The following is a 15,500-nucleotide window of genomic DNA, read 5'->3' on the forward strand; positions in this document are numbered from 1 at the left end:
TAAAACAGGTCAGACTTATTTTTTAAATGCAGGATGAAATTGTTGTAAAGTGTTCCGCAGAAAATCACGATCCAGGTGGGTGTAGATCTCTGTCGTGGTAATACTTTCATGCCCCAGCATTTCCTGAACAGCACGTAAATCAGCACCGCCTTCTACCAGATGCGTAGCAAAAGAATGGCGGAAAGTATGCGGAGAAATATTTTTAGCAATACCAGCTTTTTTGGCGAGGTCCCGGATGATATAAAAAATCATCACCCTTGACAATCCTTTACCCCTGGCATTCAGAAAAAGAATATCCTCAAAGCCATTTACCATCGGCTGGTGAACCCTGATATTGTCTTTGTATAACTTAATAAACTTCACAGCATCAGAGCCAATGGGTACCAGTCTTTCTTTGTCACCCTTACCAATCACCCGTATAAAACCAACATCGAGGTAAAGGCAGGAAATTTTTAAACCAATCACTTCACTAACCCTCAGTCCACAGCTGTACATGGTTTCAAGAATGGCTTTGTTGCGGCCACCTTCGGGTTTACTCTGGTCGATCTGACCAATGATGTTTTCAATTTCTTCGAAACTCAATACATCTGGTAAAGCTCTTTTTGTTTTTGGGGTCTCCAGTAAAGCAGTCGGATCTACGGTAACCATCTGCTCTGTCAGAAGGTATTTATAAAAACTCCTGATACCCGAAATAATCCTGGCCTGCGAAGTAGCAGTCATGCCCAGTTCCCCAATCCATTTTACAAAACCCTGCAGGTCTTTTAAAGTGATGTCAGCTGGTGGGCGCGAGCCTTCCTCTTTTCCGAGAAACTGTGTAAGTTTATCAACATCCCGCAAATAAGCTTCTACCGACAAATCACTTAATGATTTCTCAAGACGAAGAAAAGCTTTGAATCCTTTTTTATAAGCGTCCCACATGAGAATCTTAGCATTTAAAAATTTGGAAATTTGAAAATGTGGAACTAATGAACATATAGCTGGCTTTCGTTACGTAAAAATAGAGATTAGTAGGGGCATTACACATAAAGCATGCATAAATCACTATGGCCCGTTAAAACCTACCTATCCATGTAAAGTATTTCTTTTAATCTGTATAGCACATAAAATAATCCGGAAGCACCGGGATTTACTATAAAGTAGCAGATAGCCTGAAAATGAACTTTCATCAAGGCCCGCAGCACATAGTTCATAGCTTATATTCCCTGACAATAATCGGGATAAATAAAGAAACCTGGCAGTTTGCATAAAATGATTTGGCATAACGCAGTTGCTCACCGATATTGCAAACAGAAATCATCATTATCGTTGTACATGGAGCCAGTAAACCTTCGTTCGTTCAAACAGAAAGTAAGACATCATCAGAAAGCATTTAAAAAATTCTTAGGCAAGATTGAAAAAAATCCCCCAAGGCATTTAGATAAAATAGCAGAAACCATTGATGCAGAAGTGTGGAAGGAAGTCGATTGTCTATCCTGTGCAAACTGCTGTAAAACCATGAGCCCTACGTTTACCAATAGTGATATTAAACGCATAGCGACACATTTCAGTATGACACCGAAGGAGTTTAAGGAAAAATGGCTCTATTTCGATGAAGAGGATGGAGATTGGATGAATACCAAACAACCCTGTCAGTTTTTGAATCTTACCACGAATATGTGTGCGATCTATGAAGTGCGCCCTGCAGACTGTGCTGGTTTCCCGCACTTGAAGAAGAAAAAAATGACTGATTATATTCACGTTCACCAGCAAAACGTATCCTATTGCCCTGCCACTTTTAAGATGGTAGAAAAGATGATGCAACAGCTATCCTGAGCTCTTAGCCTATCATAACAGAAGTCATGGAAATCGAACCAAAGATGGTTTTATCATTAAAAAACTGAAGCTGGTCATTTTCTTCTTGTAATCCCAGTAAATAAAGTAGGGGAAGAAAATGTTCCGGTGTGGGTACAGACTGTTGAACTGCTGCGCCCAATTGCTGGTAAGCTGTAAGTTGGTGGTGATTACCCTCTACGATCAGATGCTTAAAGTGTTCATTGGCTTCAATGGCCCAATCGTAACCTTGTTCAGGACTTCGCCAGTTCATAACGCCCAGGTTATGTACCATATTACCGCTGCCAACAATCAATACACCTTTGTTCCGTAAAACAGATAATTCTTTTGCTAACGCATAATGCCATTCAGGTTTTTGTAACTGGTTCATGCTGAGTTGCACCACAGGTGCCGAAGCATCGGGGTACATATGATGTAAAATGCTCCAGCAGCCATGATCCAGACCCCATTGCCGGTCGGGCTGAACCTTTTCAGACTGTATGGCTTCAATGGTGCTTTGGGCAAGTGAGGGGCTTCCCGGTGCAGGATATTCAACATCAAACAAAGCTTTTGGGAAGCCATAAAAATCATGAATTGTCCTTGGTTTTTCCATCGCTGTTACATAAGTGCCTCGAGTTTCCCAGTGCGCAGAAATGCATAAAATGGCGGATGGAGTTGGGATCTTTTCCGTTATGTTTTTCCAGCCTCTGGCAAATTCATTGTATTCGATGGCATTCATAGGACTGCCGTGACCAACAAATAAAGCCGGCATTCTTACGGTTTGTTTAGTACGGGAAATCAGTGAAGAAAAGGCAGAAGTATTCAATATTTAATGTTTAGACATTAAAGTTATAAAAATATAGTTGTATCGAGAAGTTAAAAGATGCGATCAGAAATATACGTCTTCAATGAGGAAAATTTCTTTGGCCTCATGATCTGCTATTGTTACGGCAATCACATCGAACTGAATGTATTTCCATTCCGGATGAAGGTATTGGTACTCTTCAGCGGCATTTCTCATATGTTTCATTTTTTCACGTGATATACTTTCTTCGGGTTTGCCAAAACGATGAGAAGTCCGCGTTTTCACTTCAATGAAATGAAGTTTTCGGTCTTTGAAAGCAATAATATCCACTTCCCAGTGCCGGAAGCGCCAGTTTCTTTCAGTAATGGTATATCCTTTGGCAACGAGAAAGCTGGCTGCCATTTCTTCGCCCTGCTGGCCTGTTTGCTGGTTGGTTGGTTGCATAGTTTCGTTAAAAATTGGTTAGGGGAATATGATTTTGACAGATTTCAACGTTATTTAAAAAATGAACCAGGTAATTGAAATGACCCCATCCTATACTATTTATCCGCTACAAGGTAAAGTTCAACACTACGAATGGGGCGGCTTTAGCTATTTGCCGTCACTTCTGGGGATAAATAATGAAGAAAAGCGCCCTTTTGCTGAATATTGGCTCGGGGTGCATCCGCTTGGGGTGGCCACTGTTTTGAATGGCAATGAACCTGTTTTGCTGGATACTTTTATGGGGCAATATCCCGAAAAAGCATTGTCTTCTTCCGTCTACAAACAGTTCGGAGAACTCCCTTACCTCCTAAAAATCATGGATGTAAACCAGATGTTATCTATACAGGTACACCCGGAAAAAGCAGTTGCCGAAGCGGGTTATGCACGGGAAGATCAATTGGGTATTGCAAGGAATGCTTTTAACCGTAATTATAAAGACAAAAATCATAAGCCAGAAGTAATGCTGGCAATCAGTGAGTTTTGGCTTTTACATGGATTTAAACAAGAGGTGCAAATCGAATCCATATTGGCTGAAACAAGCGAATTCCAGGTTCTATTGCCTCTGTTTAAAAGAGAAGGGCTGGCATCTTTGTACAGCTTTATCATGGAAATGGATCAACTGTCGGTTACCAATCTTTTAATGCCGCTTGTTAAAAGAGAAGTCAGAAGAAAAAAAGAAGGATTGCTCACCAAAAATGACCCCGGATGGTGGGTGGCCAAATATTATCATAACGAAAATCCAATTGGCGACATCGACAGAGGCGTATTCTCTATTTATTTATTCAATATAGCTCAGTTGCAACCCGGGGAAGCCATATTTCAAAAAGCAGGTATCCCGCATGCGTATCTGGAAGGACAAAACATTGAGTTGATGTCGAATAGTGATAATGTGCTGCGTGGTGGACTAACACCCAAGTATATCGATGTGCCTGAATTATTGGCCAATATGCGTTTTGAACCTGTTACCCCTCAGATTGTAAAAGGAACGCCTTTAAAGGATGGCGAAACCATTTTTCATTTTCCTGTACCTGATTTCGCATTGGCTTCCCTTCACCTGAAGGAAGGAGCTTTATTTGAAGACAAAGCCATCGGGCCTGAAATATGGATGGTACTGGAAGGAGGGGTCATCATAAATAATGAAATAGTGAGAAAGAAAGGGGAGGCATTTATTGTATTCCCCGACAATGCTTATCAATTCAGAACTTCTGGTAAGACACAGCTGTGTAAGGCATTTGTTCCTGTGAATAGTGCTTATTCACAATATGAGGAAAATTGAAACGGTAACTTTCTCCAGAAGACTTATTTTTGTCCCTGAAATCTTCCACAATGAAATTGAATCGTTCGCTTGTTATTTCGCTTGTATTGACCGTTTTTCTTAGTGCTGTATACCGTGCTATGCCTAACAGACCCTGGGGTTTTGCCCCACAGTTTGCCATTGCACTCTTCGCCGGGGCTTTATTTGTAAAAGATAAGAAATGGGCCTTTGCTATACCCCTGATTTCCATGTTTCTCTCAGACTTATTGTACCAGGCACTCTATATCAATGGGCTTACTGAAATACAGGGTTTTTATACAGGTCAGTGGAAGAATTACCTGCTGTTTACCTCATTAACATTTTTCGGATTCTTCCTGAAAAGTGGAAAGCCTGTTCAGGTACTGGCAGCCTCTATGGCATCACCAACCACTTTCTTCCTGGTTTCCAATTTTATGGTTTGGTCAGGCGGCGGTGGATTAAATCGTCCTAAAACTTTTGATGGCTTATTACAGTGTTATGCAGATGCCATTCCTTTTTATGGAAATAGCCTGATCGCAACCGTTGTGTTCTCAGCAATATTGTTTGGTGGCTATTACCTCTTACAACAAAACAATACCAAAAAAGAGCTGGTAAAATAATACCCGTTCAACACATAAAGAAAAAGGTTTGTCGGATAGACAAACCTTTTTCTTTTATACCAGTACCAGTTCCGAGAACCAGTAGTTATCATGTTCAAGTTCACGTGTTACAGCTATTTGTAAGGGATGTATAAATAATGGGCAATCGTATACCAATGTATGAAATTCACCATTCTCACCACAGGCATCGATACCCAATGATTCCAACTCGTCTACCAGTTCAGGTGTAATGGTTTTGCCGAGAAAAGAGGGGCCCATTACAGCGTTGCAACTAACGATCATGGTTTTTATGCCGGCATCCAGCATTTCAAAAACCAGCTTTCTTCTATCCTCCAGCCATAAAGGTAAATATGCCCGAAGCCCTACACTCGTGCACACTTTTTCCTCCCAGTCTCTATGGGCCTGTAGATCAATATCGCCAAATACAGCATCTGTTAACTGATACTGTTCTTTTAAAGAACTGAGTGCATCAATAAAATTTTTTTCATACGCCTGCCAGCTACTGCTGATCAGATGAATGGGTATTCCCGCAGCTTTGGCCTGTGCCTGCAAAATAGACTCCGGTATGCCATGACTACGTGAAATCTTACCCGACTCATTCATTACATTCAATAACACAGCCGGCTGCATACCGGCTTCTTTTGCCTTCATCAAAGCAAAGCAACTGTCTTTGCCACCACTCCAGGAAGAAAGCGAATTCATTAATTTGAAAATTTGGAAATTTGTAAATGTAGGACTGCTTTCCCAGAGGGAAAGACAGTTAAAATCACTTTATGATGAACTATAAAACTATTTGTTAGCAGCGTATAAATTAAACTCATTTTCATCCGCCTAAGGCGGACAAATTTTCATCCGTGTTAGGCGGACAAATGCTCTCTCTCAAACGCCTCATCAATTAATAAATCCCGTCCATCTGCTGCCGCAGTAGCCAGTTCATCGCAACGGTTATTCCATGGATTGTCGGCATGGCCTTTTACCCAGATAAATCTGATTTTGAAATGAATGGCAATGGCTTTATATCTTAACCAGAGATCTTTGTTTTTTTTACCACCTTTAAAATCTGTTCTGATCCAGTTATCCAGCCATTTTTTTTCAACCGAGTTTACAATATACTGGCTGTCTGTGTAGATAGTAACGGCTATATTTTTTTTGGTTAGCGATTCCAGCGCAATAATTACACCCATGAGTTCCATTCGGTTATTGGTGGTAAACCGATAGCCGGCTGATAGTTCTTTTTTCTTATTGCCCCATAATAATACAATGCCATAACCGCCCGGACCTGGGTTGCCTCTGGCAGAACCATCAGTATAAATGATCAGTTGATGCCCCTGTTGTTCGCTCATTGAATATAATATGATCCTTTCATGTATAATACAGCTTTGCCCGCAATCGTTACGCGGTCGCCCTGCATGCCACACCATAAATCGCCCCTGCGTTTGGAAAGCTGCAGGGCTTTCAGATTATCTTTTTGAAGTGCGTTGGCCCAGTATGGAATCAGTGTAGCGTGTGCGGATCCGGTAACAGGATCTTCGCCGATAACTGAATTGGGAACAAAAAAACGGGATACAAAATCAGCTTCCTTTCCTTTGGCGGTGATAATAATGCCCAGCGTTTCCACCTGATTCAGTTCTACAAAATCCGGTACTGCATTCAAAACCTCTTCTTCCGATTCGTAAACCAGGAAATAATCACGTGAGCGCAATACCTCGCGGGGTTTGATGCTGAATCCTTCCAGTAAATGAGCCGGTATATCACAGGCTACAGGCATACGTGCAGGAAAATTCATTTCCATAAGTTCGCCTTTTCTGGTCACCGTGAGTAAACCACTCTTGCTATGAAAACGTATTTCATCTGTTGGATAAGCCAGTTCATGAAACAAAACATAAGCTGTTGCCAAAGTTGGGTGACCAGCCAGGTCTATTTCCAGTTCAGGTGTAAACCAGCGGATATCATAATCGCCATCGGAACGTTTCACAAAAAAAGCAGTCTCCGATAAATTGTTTTCATTCGCCAATTGTTGCATGGTTTCGGTAGATAACCAGGTTTCGAGCGGACAAACCGCTGCGGGATTACCGCCAAAAACATGATCTGTAAAAGCATCAACAGTATAAATAGGATAGGGGTTCATGTGAAAAATGATTAAACGACAAAGTAAACGGATTCAGACAAACAAATGATACCGTTGTTCATAATTCATCTACCTACCAAGCAGAAGACTGCTATACCTGAAAAACACCAGTGCTGAAACTGTTCATTTCAGGCTGGTGATTGGCTGCATGAATACTTTCTGCAATGACTCTTCTGGTTTCTATCGGATCAATGATTCCGTCAACCCATAGCCTTGCTGCAGCATAATAAGGGGTTGTTTGTTTTTCGTATCTGCCCTTGATTTCAGTAAGCAGTTGTTGTTCCAGCACTTTGTCTACTTCTTTTCCCTGCGCTTTCATACCTGCTACCTGAATCTGGGCAAGTGTTTTAGCAGCCTGCTCACCACCCATTACGGCAATTTTGGCAGAGGGCCATGCATAAATAAAACGTGGATCATAAGCTTTGCCACACATGGCATAATTACCCGCACCATAACTATTGCCTACAATGATGGTAATCTTGGGTACTACAGAATTGGCTACTGCATTCACAAGCTTGGCTCCATCTTTAATAATGCCACTGTGTTCACTTCTGCTACCAACCATAAAGCCTGTCACATCTTGCAGAAAAACCAGTGGAATTTTTTTCTGGTTACAGTTCATGATAAAGCGGGCTGCTTTATCGGCACTGTCATTATAGATAACACCGCCAATCTGCATTTCACCCTTTTTGTTTTTGCAGATCAGTCGCTGATTGGCAACAATACCAACGGCCCAACCATCAATGCGTGCATATCCACAAAGAATGGTTTTGCCATAATCCTGTTTGAATTGCTCAAACTCACTGTTATCAACAATCCGTTCGATAATATCCAGCATATCATACGGCTTCAGGTTGCCTTCAGGAATAATGCCGTATAATTCATCCGGATTTTTCTTCGGGTCAAGTGGTGCTATCCTGTCAAACCCGGCTTTGGGTTGTGCACCTAATTTCGACATCAGTTTTTTGATATGATCCAGACAGTCTTCTTCTGTTTTAAATTTATAATCGGCAATGCCACTGATTTCTGTATGGGTAACAGCACCACCCAGGGTTTCGTTATCTATGTCTTCACCGATGGCTGCTTTCACCAGATAAGCACCTGCCAGAAAGATACTGCCATTGCCTTCCACCATCAGTGTTTCATCGCTCATAATGGGTAAATAAGCACCACCTGCCACACAGGCCCCCATAACGGCTGCAATCTGTGTAATACCCATGGCGCTCATCCTGGCATTGTTGCGGAAGATGCGGCCAAAATGTTCTTTATCAGGAAATATTTCATCCTGCATAGGCAGAAAAACACCCGCACTGTCTACCAGATAAATGACGGGTAATTTATTCTCCATGGCAATCTCCTGCATCCGCAGGTTTTTCTTTCCGGTGATGGGAAACCATGCACCCGCTTTTACCGTCTGGTCATTCGCAACAATAACGGCTTGTCTTCCACTGATATAACCAATGCCCGCTACAGTACCACCTGCCGGACAACCTCCTTCAGCTTCATACATTTCAAAACCCGCGAAGGCGCCAATTTCAATAAATGGTTGGTCTTTATCACACAAATAAGCAATCCGCTCACGGGCGGTGAGTTTTTTTCTTTCTTTCTGTTTTTCAATCGACTTTTTCCCGCCGCCCAGCTTAATCTTATCAAAATGCTGCTGTACCTGGCCAAGTGAAAGTTTCATCCAGTCTTCATTGCGGTTAAATGCCATATCAGTCATACGAACAATTGTTAGTTTTTGTAAAGATAAGAGGAAAAGGATGAATGAATCATGAATAAAGAGTTTAGAATACTGAATGTAAAAAATATTCAGGGTAGTGAGGATAAGAAATAGGAAACATGGCCTGCCCTGAGCGTAATCGAAGGGTAGTCGAAGGGAATAAGAAATATGAAGCAGGATTTTTGTTTCTTATCTGTATTGTCACTACAAAGTCAGTTTTCTTTTCTCGTAAACAGATTTCCCGATAGAGAAGCATTACTAAAATCTGCACACACAATTTTGCCCGCAAATCAAACAATCAGTATGAAAAGAATCGGATGTATGTTAGGGTTCCTGCTTTTACTTGTGCAGGCAACATGGGCAAATGAAAATGAATATGGAAAAGGATCTGTACGCGGTACCATAACAACCAAAGAAGGTAGTGGAGCAGCAGGTGTTATAGCAAAAATAAATACAGTTCATAAAACAGCGATTACCGATGAAAATGGTGTGTTTGTTTTTATGAATCTTTTACCGGGTGAATATAGTATTGAGATTTCATTGCTGGGTTATGAAAACCAGGTAAAAAAGATAACAGTTATAGCAGATAAAGAAACCACACTTTCTGCTCAACTGGAAGCAAGTGCCCAACAACTGGAAGAAGTACTCGTAAAATCAGGAATACGCTTTGGTAACAGGCAAACTGAGATGGTGGCAAGAATGCCATTAAAGAACCTGGAGAATCCACAAGTATATAGTGTAGTGGGCGCTGCATTGATGAAAGAACAGGTCATAGTTCATTTTGATGATGCATTGAAAAATGCACCTGGAGTCAATAAATTATGGACTTCCACCGGCCGGGCAAGTGATGGGGGTGGTTATTACAGCCTTCGTGGATTTTCTGTTCAGGCACGCGTGGTAAATGGGGTAGCCGGGGCTACCAATGGCTCACCCGACCCCGCTAATATTGAGCGTATTGAAGTGATTAAAGGACCATCGGGTACTTTATTTGGCAGTAGCCTGGTTTCTTTTGGTGGATTGATTAATGTGGTTACTAAAAAAGCACAGGCAGGAACCAGAGGGGAAATCAGTTACACCGGCGGTTCCTATGGGTTAACAAGACTTACCGCTGATATCAATACACCATTGGATAAAGAGGGCAAATTGTTATTACGCACCAATGCAGCGTATCATTATGAAAACAGCTGGCAGGATGCAGGCTTTCGAAAAAGCTTTTTTATAGCCCCATCTCTTACCTATAACGTGAATGATAAACTGAGTTTTGACCTTAATGTGGGTGTTATGTCCAGCGAACAAACCAATGCAGAAATGTTATTTCTCACACGTACCACTGCCTTAAAAGTATTCCGTCCGCAGGATATGGGTATCGATTATTCACGATCGTATACCAGTAATGACCTTACCATAAAAAATCCGCTGGTAAATATCGATGCCGCCATTCGATATAAACTGGGTAAAGGTTGGGTATCACAAACATTGTTATCGAGAAGTAACAGACAGTCGGTTGGCTATTATTCTTACCTGAGTATACTACCTGGCGATACTTCTCTGGCAAGACTTATCACCAATCAAAATGCATATAATACCCTTACTGATATCCAACAGAATTTTATAGGTGATTTCAATATCGGCAAGCTTCGTAACCGTGTAGTGATCGGCATCGATTTTTTGAGCAATCTCGGTAACAATGCCAATATGCCTTATATCACATTTGATACGGTAAACTATAAACGTAACGATGCCCGCTATGCAAATCTGAACAGAGCTGCCGTTGATCAAAAATTAGCCGGAGGTGTCACCACTAAAAACCAGACACTGGTAAATACATACAGTGCCTATATTTCAGATATGCTGGATATCACACCACTTTTCCATGTAATGGCATCTTTAAGATTAGATCGTTTTGATAATCGTGGTACTTACAATCAGCGTACCAATACAACCACAGGCAATTTTGCACAAACCGCTTTTTCCCCAAAACTCGGTGCTACCTATGAACTGATACCTCAGCATATGAGTGTATTTGTAAATTACATGAATGGCTTCTCCAATGTAGCACCCCTTACACAACCAGATGGCAATGTCAGCATATTCAAACCCCAGCAGGCCAATCAGTGGGAGGGAGGTATTAAAACAGAAGTGCTGGGAGGTAAAATTACCGGTACGCTTACCTATTATAATATTCTCGTAAACAATGTAACAAGACCACACCCTGTATTGGTGGGTTTCAGTGTACAGGATGGTAATATCCGTAGCAAGGGATTTGAGGCAGATATAGTTGCCAATCTTTTCGAAGGTTGTAACCTGGTAGCCGGTTACAGTTACAATGACGCCATTAATGAGCAGACCGATAAAAATATACTGAACCTGCGACCCGTAACGGCAGGCCCCAAACACCTCGCAAATCTCTGGTTAAGTTACCGGACAGGAAAAGGAAAATGGAATGGTCTGGGTGCTGGCTTTGGTGGTAATTATGCATCAGAAAATGTGATCACCAATACCCAGGTAACCGGTGCTTTTACACTGCCATCCTATACAGTGATGAATGCTACTCTCTTTTATGAACAGCCGGCTTTCAGAATTGGATTGAAACTTGATAATCTTGCCAATCAGCAATTCTGGAGTGGCTGGACAACGGTTGAACCACAGATGCCAAGAAGATTTTCTCTGAACGTTTCATTTAAATGGTAAACAAATGGCAAACGGTAAAACCCTGTTCCTGAAAATCAATGACTGGTTACATTTATGGTTGGGTATTGTGGTGGGATTTTTTATAGTCATCATCAGCATCACCGGTTGTATCTATGTTTTTGAAAGAGATATCCGTGACTACACAGAACCCTATCGGTTTGTTGCTATCAAAAAACAACCTTACTTATTGCCTTCGCAACTAAGGGGCATCGCAGAAAAGCAATCGGGTGTGCCTGCTGCCGGCGTGCAGTACGGTGTGCCCGGTGAAGCTGCTGCCGTTACCTATACCAAAAAGCCACAGGGGTTTACTTATTTATATCTCAATCCATACACGGGAGAGGTATTGAAAGAAAAAATACTTGAACGTGATTTTTTTCGACAGGTATTAAAAGGTCATTTCTATTTATGGCTACCACCAGCTATCGGAAAACCTGTAGTCAATATCATTGTACTCATTTTTGTATTCCTGCTGATTAGTGGTATTATCATGTGGTGGCCGAAAAGATGGAACAAGGCTAATAGAAAAAAAAGTTTTACCATCAACCGAAAAGCAAGTTTTAAAAGAGTGAATTATGATCTGCATAATGTACTGGGTTTTTATGTATTGGTGGTTGCTTTTGTGATAGCGGTTACGGGTATGGTTTATGGTTTTGAATGGTTTAAGAAAGGATATTTTTATGTAGTAAGTGGTGGCAAAAATTTTGAACCTAATCAACGCCCCTTGTCAGATACCACTGTTCTTCTTACGGATTCACTGAAAGCACCGGAAGATCAGGTATGGGTAAAAGTGATAAGAGATTATACCCCTATACAAGGGATGCTGCAAATAAGCCTGCCTCAAAAAAATGCAGATGCCATTATGGTTACCTATAATCCGGAAAGAAAAACCTATTACAAAAGACAGTTCCGGTATTTTGACCGTTTTACGACCACCGAAATAACAACAACTGTAAAAGATAAAAATTTCGGAGAGCGTATCTATGCTGCCAACTATGATATCCATGTAGGAGCCATTGGTGGTATGCCCGGAAAAATACTTGCTTTCTCTGCCAGCCTGATATGCGCCAGTCTTCCTGTTACCGGTTTTTTAATCTGGTGGGGAAGAAGGAAGAGGAAAATAAGAAATAAGGAATAAGGAATAAGGAATAAGAAATAAGAAATGGCTAATGGCTAATGGCTAATGGCTAATGGCTAAAATTAACTATCTATAAAGATACTACTTTTTATCTTAGTGTATCTCATTATCCGTTCTATCCCGGTATGCGGCTCATATTTACTTTTTATCGTAGTTTTTTGTTTGCATCACTTCTAATGACAGCAATTTGCATCACTGTGTTCTGGAAAAATGGTATCGAAAGTTTTATGGCTATTTTCTGGTTTAAAATAGCTGCTACATGTTTGCTGTATTACTTTGTCAATACCTACAAAGCAAAAGAATTTTATTACTACCAGAATCTGGGCATTTCCAAACAGAAACTTTGGACGGTATCTCTGGGCTTTGATTTTTTGATTTTCATTATTTCCCTCATCGTAATTCATAAAATGAAATGAGCCAAAAACTGGAAGCCGATGGTATTCTGTTGTCGTTCGGGTCAAGGAAAATATTGTCGGACATTTATATACGATGTGAAACTGGGAGCATAACTGCTATTCTGGGAAGAAACGGAACTGGTAAAAGTTCACTGATGAATGTCATATATGGAAATTTACCTGCATTGAATAAATCAGTACGCATTAATGGAACCTCTATTCTGCAGGCTTTTAAACGTCCGGATCTTTTAACTTATTTACCACAGTTCAATTTCATACCCTCATTTTTATCTGTAAAACAAGTGTTTTCTGATTTCAGATTGAATTACGATGATTTTGAAGCCCTGTTTCCTGCGTTTCAATCTGTTTATCATTCCCGTATTGGAAAACTATCTGGCGGAGAGCGCCGGCTGCTAGAAGTATACCTTATCATAAAAGCACAATCAATATTTTCAATGCTCGATGAACCGTTTTCTCATGTAACACCCATGCAGGTGGAGGTTTTGAAAGTGTTGATACAAAAGGAAAAACTGACAAAAGGATTTTTCATAACAGATCACCTGTATCATCAGGTAACCGATATCTCTGATCGTCTTTATGTTTTGAAAGACGGCGTAGCTCATCTGGCTAAAAGCACGGCTGACCTTGAAAGATTTGGTTATATAAACGGATTGGTATAAAGGATTCAATAACTAATCTATCAGAGATTTCGTCACTTAATAAATTCTCTTATATTTAGTTCATCGTATTTCGGGAGTTGATCCTGGGAACTAACTGTAAAGTATTTAGTATGTCGTTCGACTACATTATAATTGGTGCAGGTTCTGCCGGCTGTGTACTGGCTAACCGTTTATCGGAAGACAATCAGTGTAAAGTACTTTTGTTAGAAGCGGGTGGGCCCGATAAAAAAATGGAAATACATATTCCCGGTGGTTATGGTAAGCTGCACCGGTCGGAAGTTGACTGGGCCTTCTGGAGCACGCCACAGAAAGCCATTGATAACCGGAAACTGTTTATACCCCGTGGTAAAACTTTAGGAGGTAGCAGTGCTACCAATGCTATGGCTTACGTTCGTGGTAACAGGGCCGACTATGATGAGTGGGCCGCACTGGGAAATAAAGGATGGTCGTTTGAGGAAGTCTTACCTTATTTCAAAAAATCAGAACACAACGAACAGTTTGGCGGTGATTATCATGGTTGGAACGGGGAATTGAATATTACCCAATCTAAACAACCACATCCGCTTTCAGAAGTGTTTATACAAGCCTGTATGGAATCAGGTATTCCCAGAAACGATGATTATAACGGGGCGGAACAACTTGGGGCATCACTGCTTCAGTTTACCATTAAAAACAACAGAAGGCATAGTGCCGCCACTGCTTTTCTCAAGCCGGTGATGAAACGTTCCAATCTTACTATAAGAACGGGAAGTCAGGTAAAATCCATACTGATTGAAAATGGCAGGGCGGTAGGTGTTGAAGTTATGATAGGTAATCATGGATCCGAACGTATTAATTGTAACAAAGAAGTAATTGTATCGGCAGGTACTATACAATCGCCACAAATACTGATGCTATCTGGTATTGGTGATCCTGTTGAATTGGGCAGAGCTGGTATTAATGTGATTCATCCATTGACTGGTGTTGGTAAAAACCTTCAGGATCATGTATGGGTAGGTACAGGTGCCCATACCATCATCCCTACAGCCAATCATTTATTAGCTCCCTGGAATATGGGGATGGCCCTCCTGCAGCAATTGCTCATGAAAAAAGGGCCGCTGTCGAATAGTCCGATTGAGGCTAATGCATTTGTGTCGCTCGATAACCAATCATCACGTCCCGATATTCAGTTCCATTTTGCACCGGTCGGTATTGCGGATGATTACAGCACGGATATTTATGACCTGAAAACTTTTCCCCGAAAAAACGGGGTAGGGGTCATGGCCATATTGTTAAAACCACAAAGCAGGGGGGCTATCGGATTAAAATCGGCTAATCCGAAAGATTATCCGCTCATCAATCCCAATGTGTTGGCAGAACCAGCTGATCGTTCTATGTTACTGGCCGGACTTCAAAAAGCGATCGGTCTGATGCGTAGTCATGCCCTGGATGCTTATTTTGAAAACGGAATGGTGTTACCCGCAGAACCAGATAATGAATCTTCGCTGCATGCACATATCAACAGAAGTTTAGAAACCTTGTACCACCCGGTAGGCACCTGTAAAATGGGGGAAGATTCATTGGCCGTAACCGATAGCCAACTCAGGGTACATGGTATCAAAGCCTTGAGGGTGGTTGACGCTTCTGTTATGCCCATTATTGTGGCAGGAAATACCAATGCGGCTACCATTATGATTGCCGAAAAAGCTTCCGATCTCATAAAATCAGCCAACTAACTTAGTTTTGCCTCCCTGTTTGGAAACTATTGTGTTGTATTTA

15 protein-coding genes are annotated in these 15,500 nt (G+C 41.2%); 8 read left to right on the top strand and 7 right to left on the bottom strand.

What is annotated here, in order from left to right; all coding sequences use genetic code 11:
- Positions 1-15: 15 nt before the first annotated feature.
- Positions 16-918, bottom strand: coding sequence for a site-specific tyrosine recombinase XerD (gene xerD, locus BC659_RS16215; RefSeq protein ID WP_133475635.1), 903 nt, complete (start codon positions 916-918; stop codon positions 16-18).
- Positions 919-1,311: 393 nt separating this feature from the next.
- Here xerD and BC659_RS16220 point away from each other — a divergent pair, with 393 nt between their 5' ends.
- Complete coding sequence (locus tag BC659_RS16220; protein ID WP_162847449.1) at positions 1,312-1,812, top strand: YkgJ family cysteine cluster protein; 501 nt, start codon at positions 1,312-1,314, stop codon at positions 1,810-1,812.
- Between the two features lie 4 nt (positions 1,813-1,816).
- Here BC659_RS16220 and ygiD read toward each other — a convergent pair whose 3' ends face one another.
- A complete protein-coding gene (ygiD, locus tag BC659_RS16225; protein WP_246027157.1) occupies positions 1,817-2,635 on the bottom strand; it encodes a 4,5-DOPA-extradiol-dioxygenase in 819 nt (272 codons plus the stop codon).
- A 63-nt stretch (positions 2,636-2,698) separates the two neighbouring features.
- Entirely contained in the window at positions 2,699-3,058 is a 360-nt protein-coding gene (locus BC659_RS16230) for a YraN family protein (RefSeq protein WP_133475637.1), read from the bottom strand.
- 61 nt (positions 3,059-3,119) lie between these two features.
- On the opposite strand from BC659_RS16230, the gene manA reads away from it, so the two are divergent.
- Together manA and BC659_RS16240 are read left to right on the top strand one after the other, a co-directional pair.
- A complete protein-coding gene (gene manA / locus BC659_RS16235; protein WP_133475638.1) occupies positions 3,120-4,373 on the top strand; it encodes a mannose-6-phosphate isomerase, class I in 1,254 nt (417 codons plus the stop codon).
- 50 nt (positions 4,374-4,423) lie between these two features.
- Complete coding sequence (locus tag BC659_RS16240; protein ID WP_133475639.1) at positions 4,424-4,990, top strand: DUF6580 family putative transport protein; 567 nt, start codon at positions 4,424-4,426, stop codon at positions 4,988-4,990.
- Positions 4,991-5,044: 54 nt separating this feature from the next.
- Here the strand turns inward: BC659_RS16240 and BC659_RS16245 are convergent, their stop codons facing one another.
- The 4 genes from BC659_RS16245 to BC659_RS16260 all read right to left on the bottom strand — a co-directional run bounded on the left by BC659_RS16245 (position 5,045) and on the right by BC659_RS16260 (position 8,841).
- Positions 5,045-5,692, bottom strand: coding sequence for a Dph6-related ATP pyrophosphatase (locus tag BC659_RS16245; RefSeq protein WP_133475640.1), 648 nt, complete (start codon positions 5,690-5,692; stop codon positions 5,045-5,047).
- A gap of 155 nt (positions 5,693-5,847) precedes the next feature.
- Positions 5,848-6,333, bottom strand: a complete 486-nt coding sequence (gene rnhA / locus BC659_RS16250; RefSeq protein WP_133475641.1) for a ribonuclease HI — start codon at positions 6,331-6,333, stop codon at positions 5,848-5,850.
- Positions 6,330-7,118 carry a PhzF family phenazine biosynthesis protein gene (locus tag BC659_RS16255; protein ID WP_133475642.1) on the bottom strand — a complete coding sequence of 263 codons (789 nt, stop codon included), beginning with the start codon at positions 7,116-7,118 and terminating at the stop codon, positions 6,330-6,332. The genes rnhA and BC659_RS16255 overlap by 4 nt, the downstream gene beginning before the upstream one ends.
- Before the next feature lie 91 nt (positions 7,119-7,209).
- Positions 7,210-8,841 carry an acyl-CoA carboxylase subunit beta gene (locus BC659_RS16260; RefSeq protein WP_133475643.1) on the bottom strand — a complete coding sequence of 544 codons (1,632 nt, stop codon included), beginning with the start codon at positions 8,839-8,841 and terminating at the stop codon, positions 7,210-7,212.
- Positions 8,842-9,144: 303 nt separating this feature from the next.
- Between BC659_RS16260 and BC659_RS16265 the strand changes: the two genes are divergently transcribed.
- The 5 genes from BC659_RS16265 to BC659_RS16280 all read left to right on the top strand — a co-directional run bounded on the left by BC659_RS16265 (position 9,145) and on the right by BC659_RS16280 (position 15,457).
- Positions 9,145-11,532, top strand: coding sequence for a TonB-dependent receptor (locus BC659_RS16265; RefSeq protein ID WP_133475644.1), 2,388 nt, complete (start codon positions 9,145-9,147; stop codon positions 11,530-11,532).
- A 4-nt stretch (positions 11,533-11,536) separates the two neighbouring features.
- Positions 11,537-12,667 carry a PepSY-associated TM helix domain-containing protein gene (locus BC659_RS16270; RefSeq protein WP_133475645.1) on the top strand — a complete coding sequence of 377 codons (1,131 nt, stop codon included), beginning with the start codon at positions 11,537-11,539 and terminating at the stop codon, positions 12,665-12,667.
- A 176-nt stretch (positions 12,668-12,843) separates the two neighbouring features.
- Positions 12,844-13,083, top strand: coding sequence for a hypothetical protein (locus tag BC659_RS16900; protein ID WP_162847450.1), 240 nt, complete (start codon positions 12,844-12,846; stop codon positions 13,081-13,083).
- Positions 13,080-13,742, top strand: coding sequence for an ATP-binding cassette domain-containing protein (locus tag BC659_RS16275; protein WP_133475646.1), 663 nt, complete (start codon positions 13,080-13,082; stop codon positions 13,740-13,742). Before BC659_RS16900 ends, BC659_RS16275 begins: the two co-directional genes overlap by 4 nt.
- Before the next feature lie 110 nt (positions 13,743-13,852).
- Positions 13,853-15,457: a GMC family oxidoreductase gene (locus BC659_RS16280; RefSeq protein ID WP_133475647.1), complete on the top strand. Its 1,605-nt coding sequence runs from the start codon at positions 13,853-13,855 to the stop codon at positions 15,455-15,457.
- Positions 15,458-15,500 lie beyond the last annotated feature (43 nt).

It is taken from the genome of Sediminibacterium goheungense, from assembly GCF_004361915.1.
GTDB classification, from domain to species: domain Bacteria; phylum Bacteroidota; class Bacteroidia; order Chitinophagales; family Chitinophagaceae; genus Sediminibacterium; species Sediminibacterium goheungense.

What these genes read in the sequence shown, in the direction of transcription:
- BC659_RS16230 (WP_133475637.1), bottom strand. Translation starts at nt 3,058, where the DNA reads ATGCAACCAACCAACCAGCAAACAGGCCAGCAGGGCGAAGAAATGGCA.
- BC659_RS16260 (WP_133475643.1), bottom strand. Translation starts at nt 8,841, where the DNA reads ATGACTGATATGGCATTTAACCGCAATGAAGACTGGATGAAACTTTCA.
- rnhA (WP_133475641.1), bottom strand. Translation starts at nt 6,333, where the DNA reads ATGAGCGAACAACAGGGGCATCAACTGATCATTTATACTGATGGTTCT.
- BC659_RS16265 (WP_133475644.1), top strand. Translation starts at nt 9,145, where the DNA reads ATGAAAAGAATCGGATGTATGTTAGGGTTCCTGCTTTTACTTGTGCAG.
- BC659_RS16245 (WP_133475640.1), bottom strand. Translation starts at nt 5,692, where the DNA reads ATGAATTCGCTTTCTTCCTGGAGTGGTGGCAAAGACAGTTGCTTTGCT.
- BC659_RS16255 (WP_133475642.1), bottom strand. Translation starts at nt 7,118, where the DNA reads ATGAACCCCTATCCTATTTATACTGTTGATGCTTTTACAGATCATGTT.
- BC659_RS16270 (WP_133475645.1), top strand. Translation starts at nt 11,537, where the DNA reads ATGGCAAACGGTAAAACCCTGTTCCTGAAAATCAATGACTGGTTACAT.
- BC659_RS16220 (WP_162847449.1), top strand. Translation starts at nt 1,312, where the DNA reads ATGGAGCCAGTAAACCTTCGTTCGTTCAAACAGAAAGTAAGACATCAT.
- xerD (WP_133475635.1), bottom strand. Translation starts at nt 918, where the DNA reads ATGTGGGACGCTTATAAAAAAGGATTCAAAGCTTTTCTTCGTCTTGAG.
- BC659_RS16275 (WP_133475646.1), top strand. Translation starts at nt 13,080, where the DNA reads ATGAGCCAAAAACTGGAAGCCGATGGTATTCTGTTGTCGTTCGGGTCA.
- BC659_RS16900 (WP_162847450.1), top strand. Translation starts at nt 12,844, where the DNA reads ATGACAGCAATTTGCATCACTGTGTTCTGGAAAAATGGTATCGAAAGT.
- BC659_RS16240 (WP_133475639.1), top strand. Translation starts at nt 4,424, where the DNA reads ATGAAATTGAATCGTTCGCTTGTTATTTCGCTTGTATTGACCGTTTTT.
- BC659_RS16280 (WP_133475647.1), top strand. Translation starts at nt 13,853, where the DNA reads ATGTCGTTCGACTACATTATAATTGGTGCAGGTTCTGCCGGCTGTGTA.
- manA (WP_133475638.1), top strand. Translation starts at nt 3,120, where the DNA reads ATGAACCAGGTAATTGAAATGACCCCATCCTATACTATTTATCCGCTA.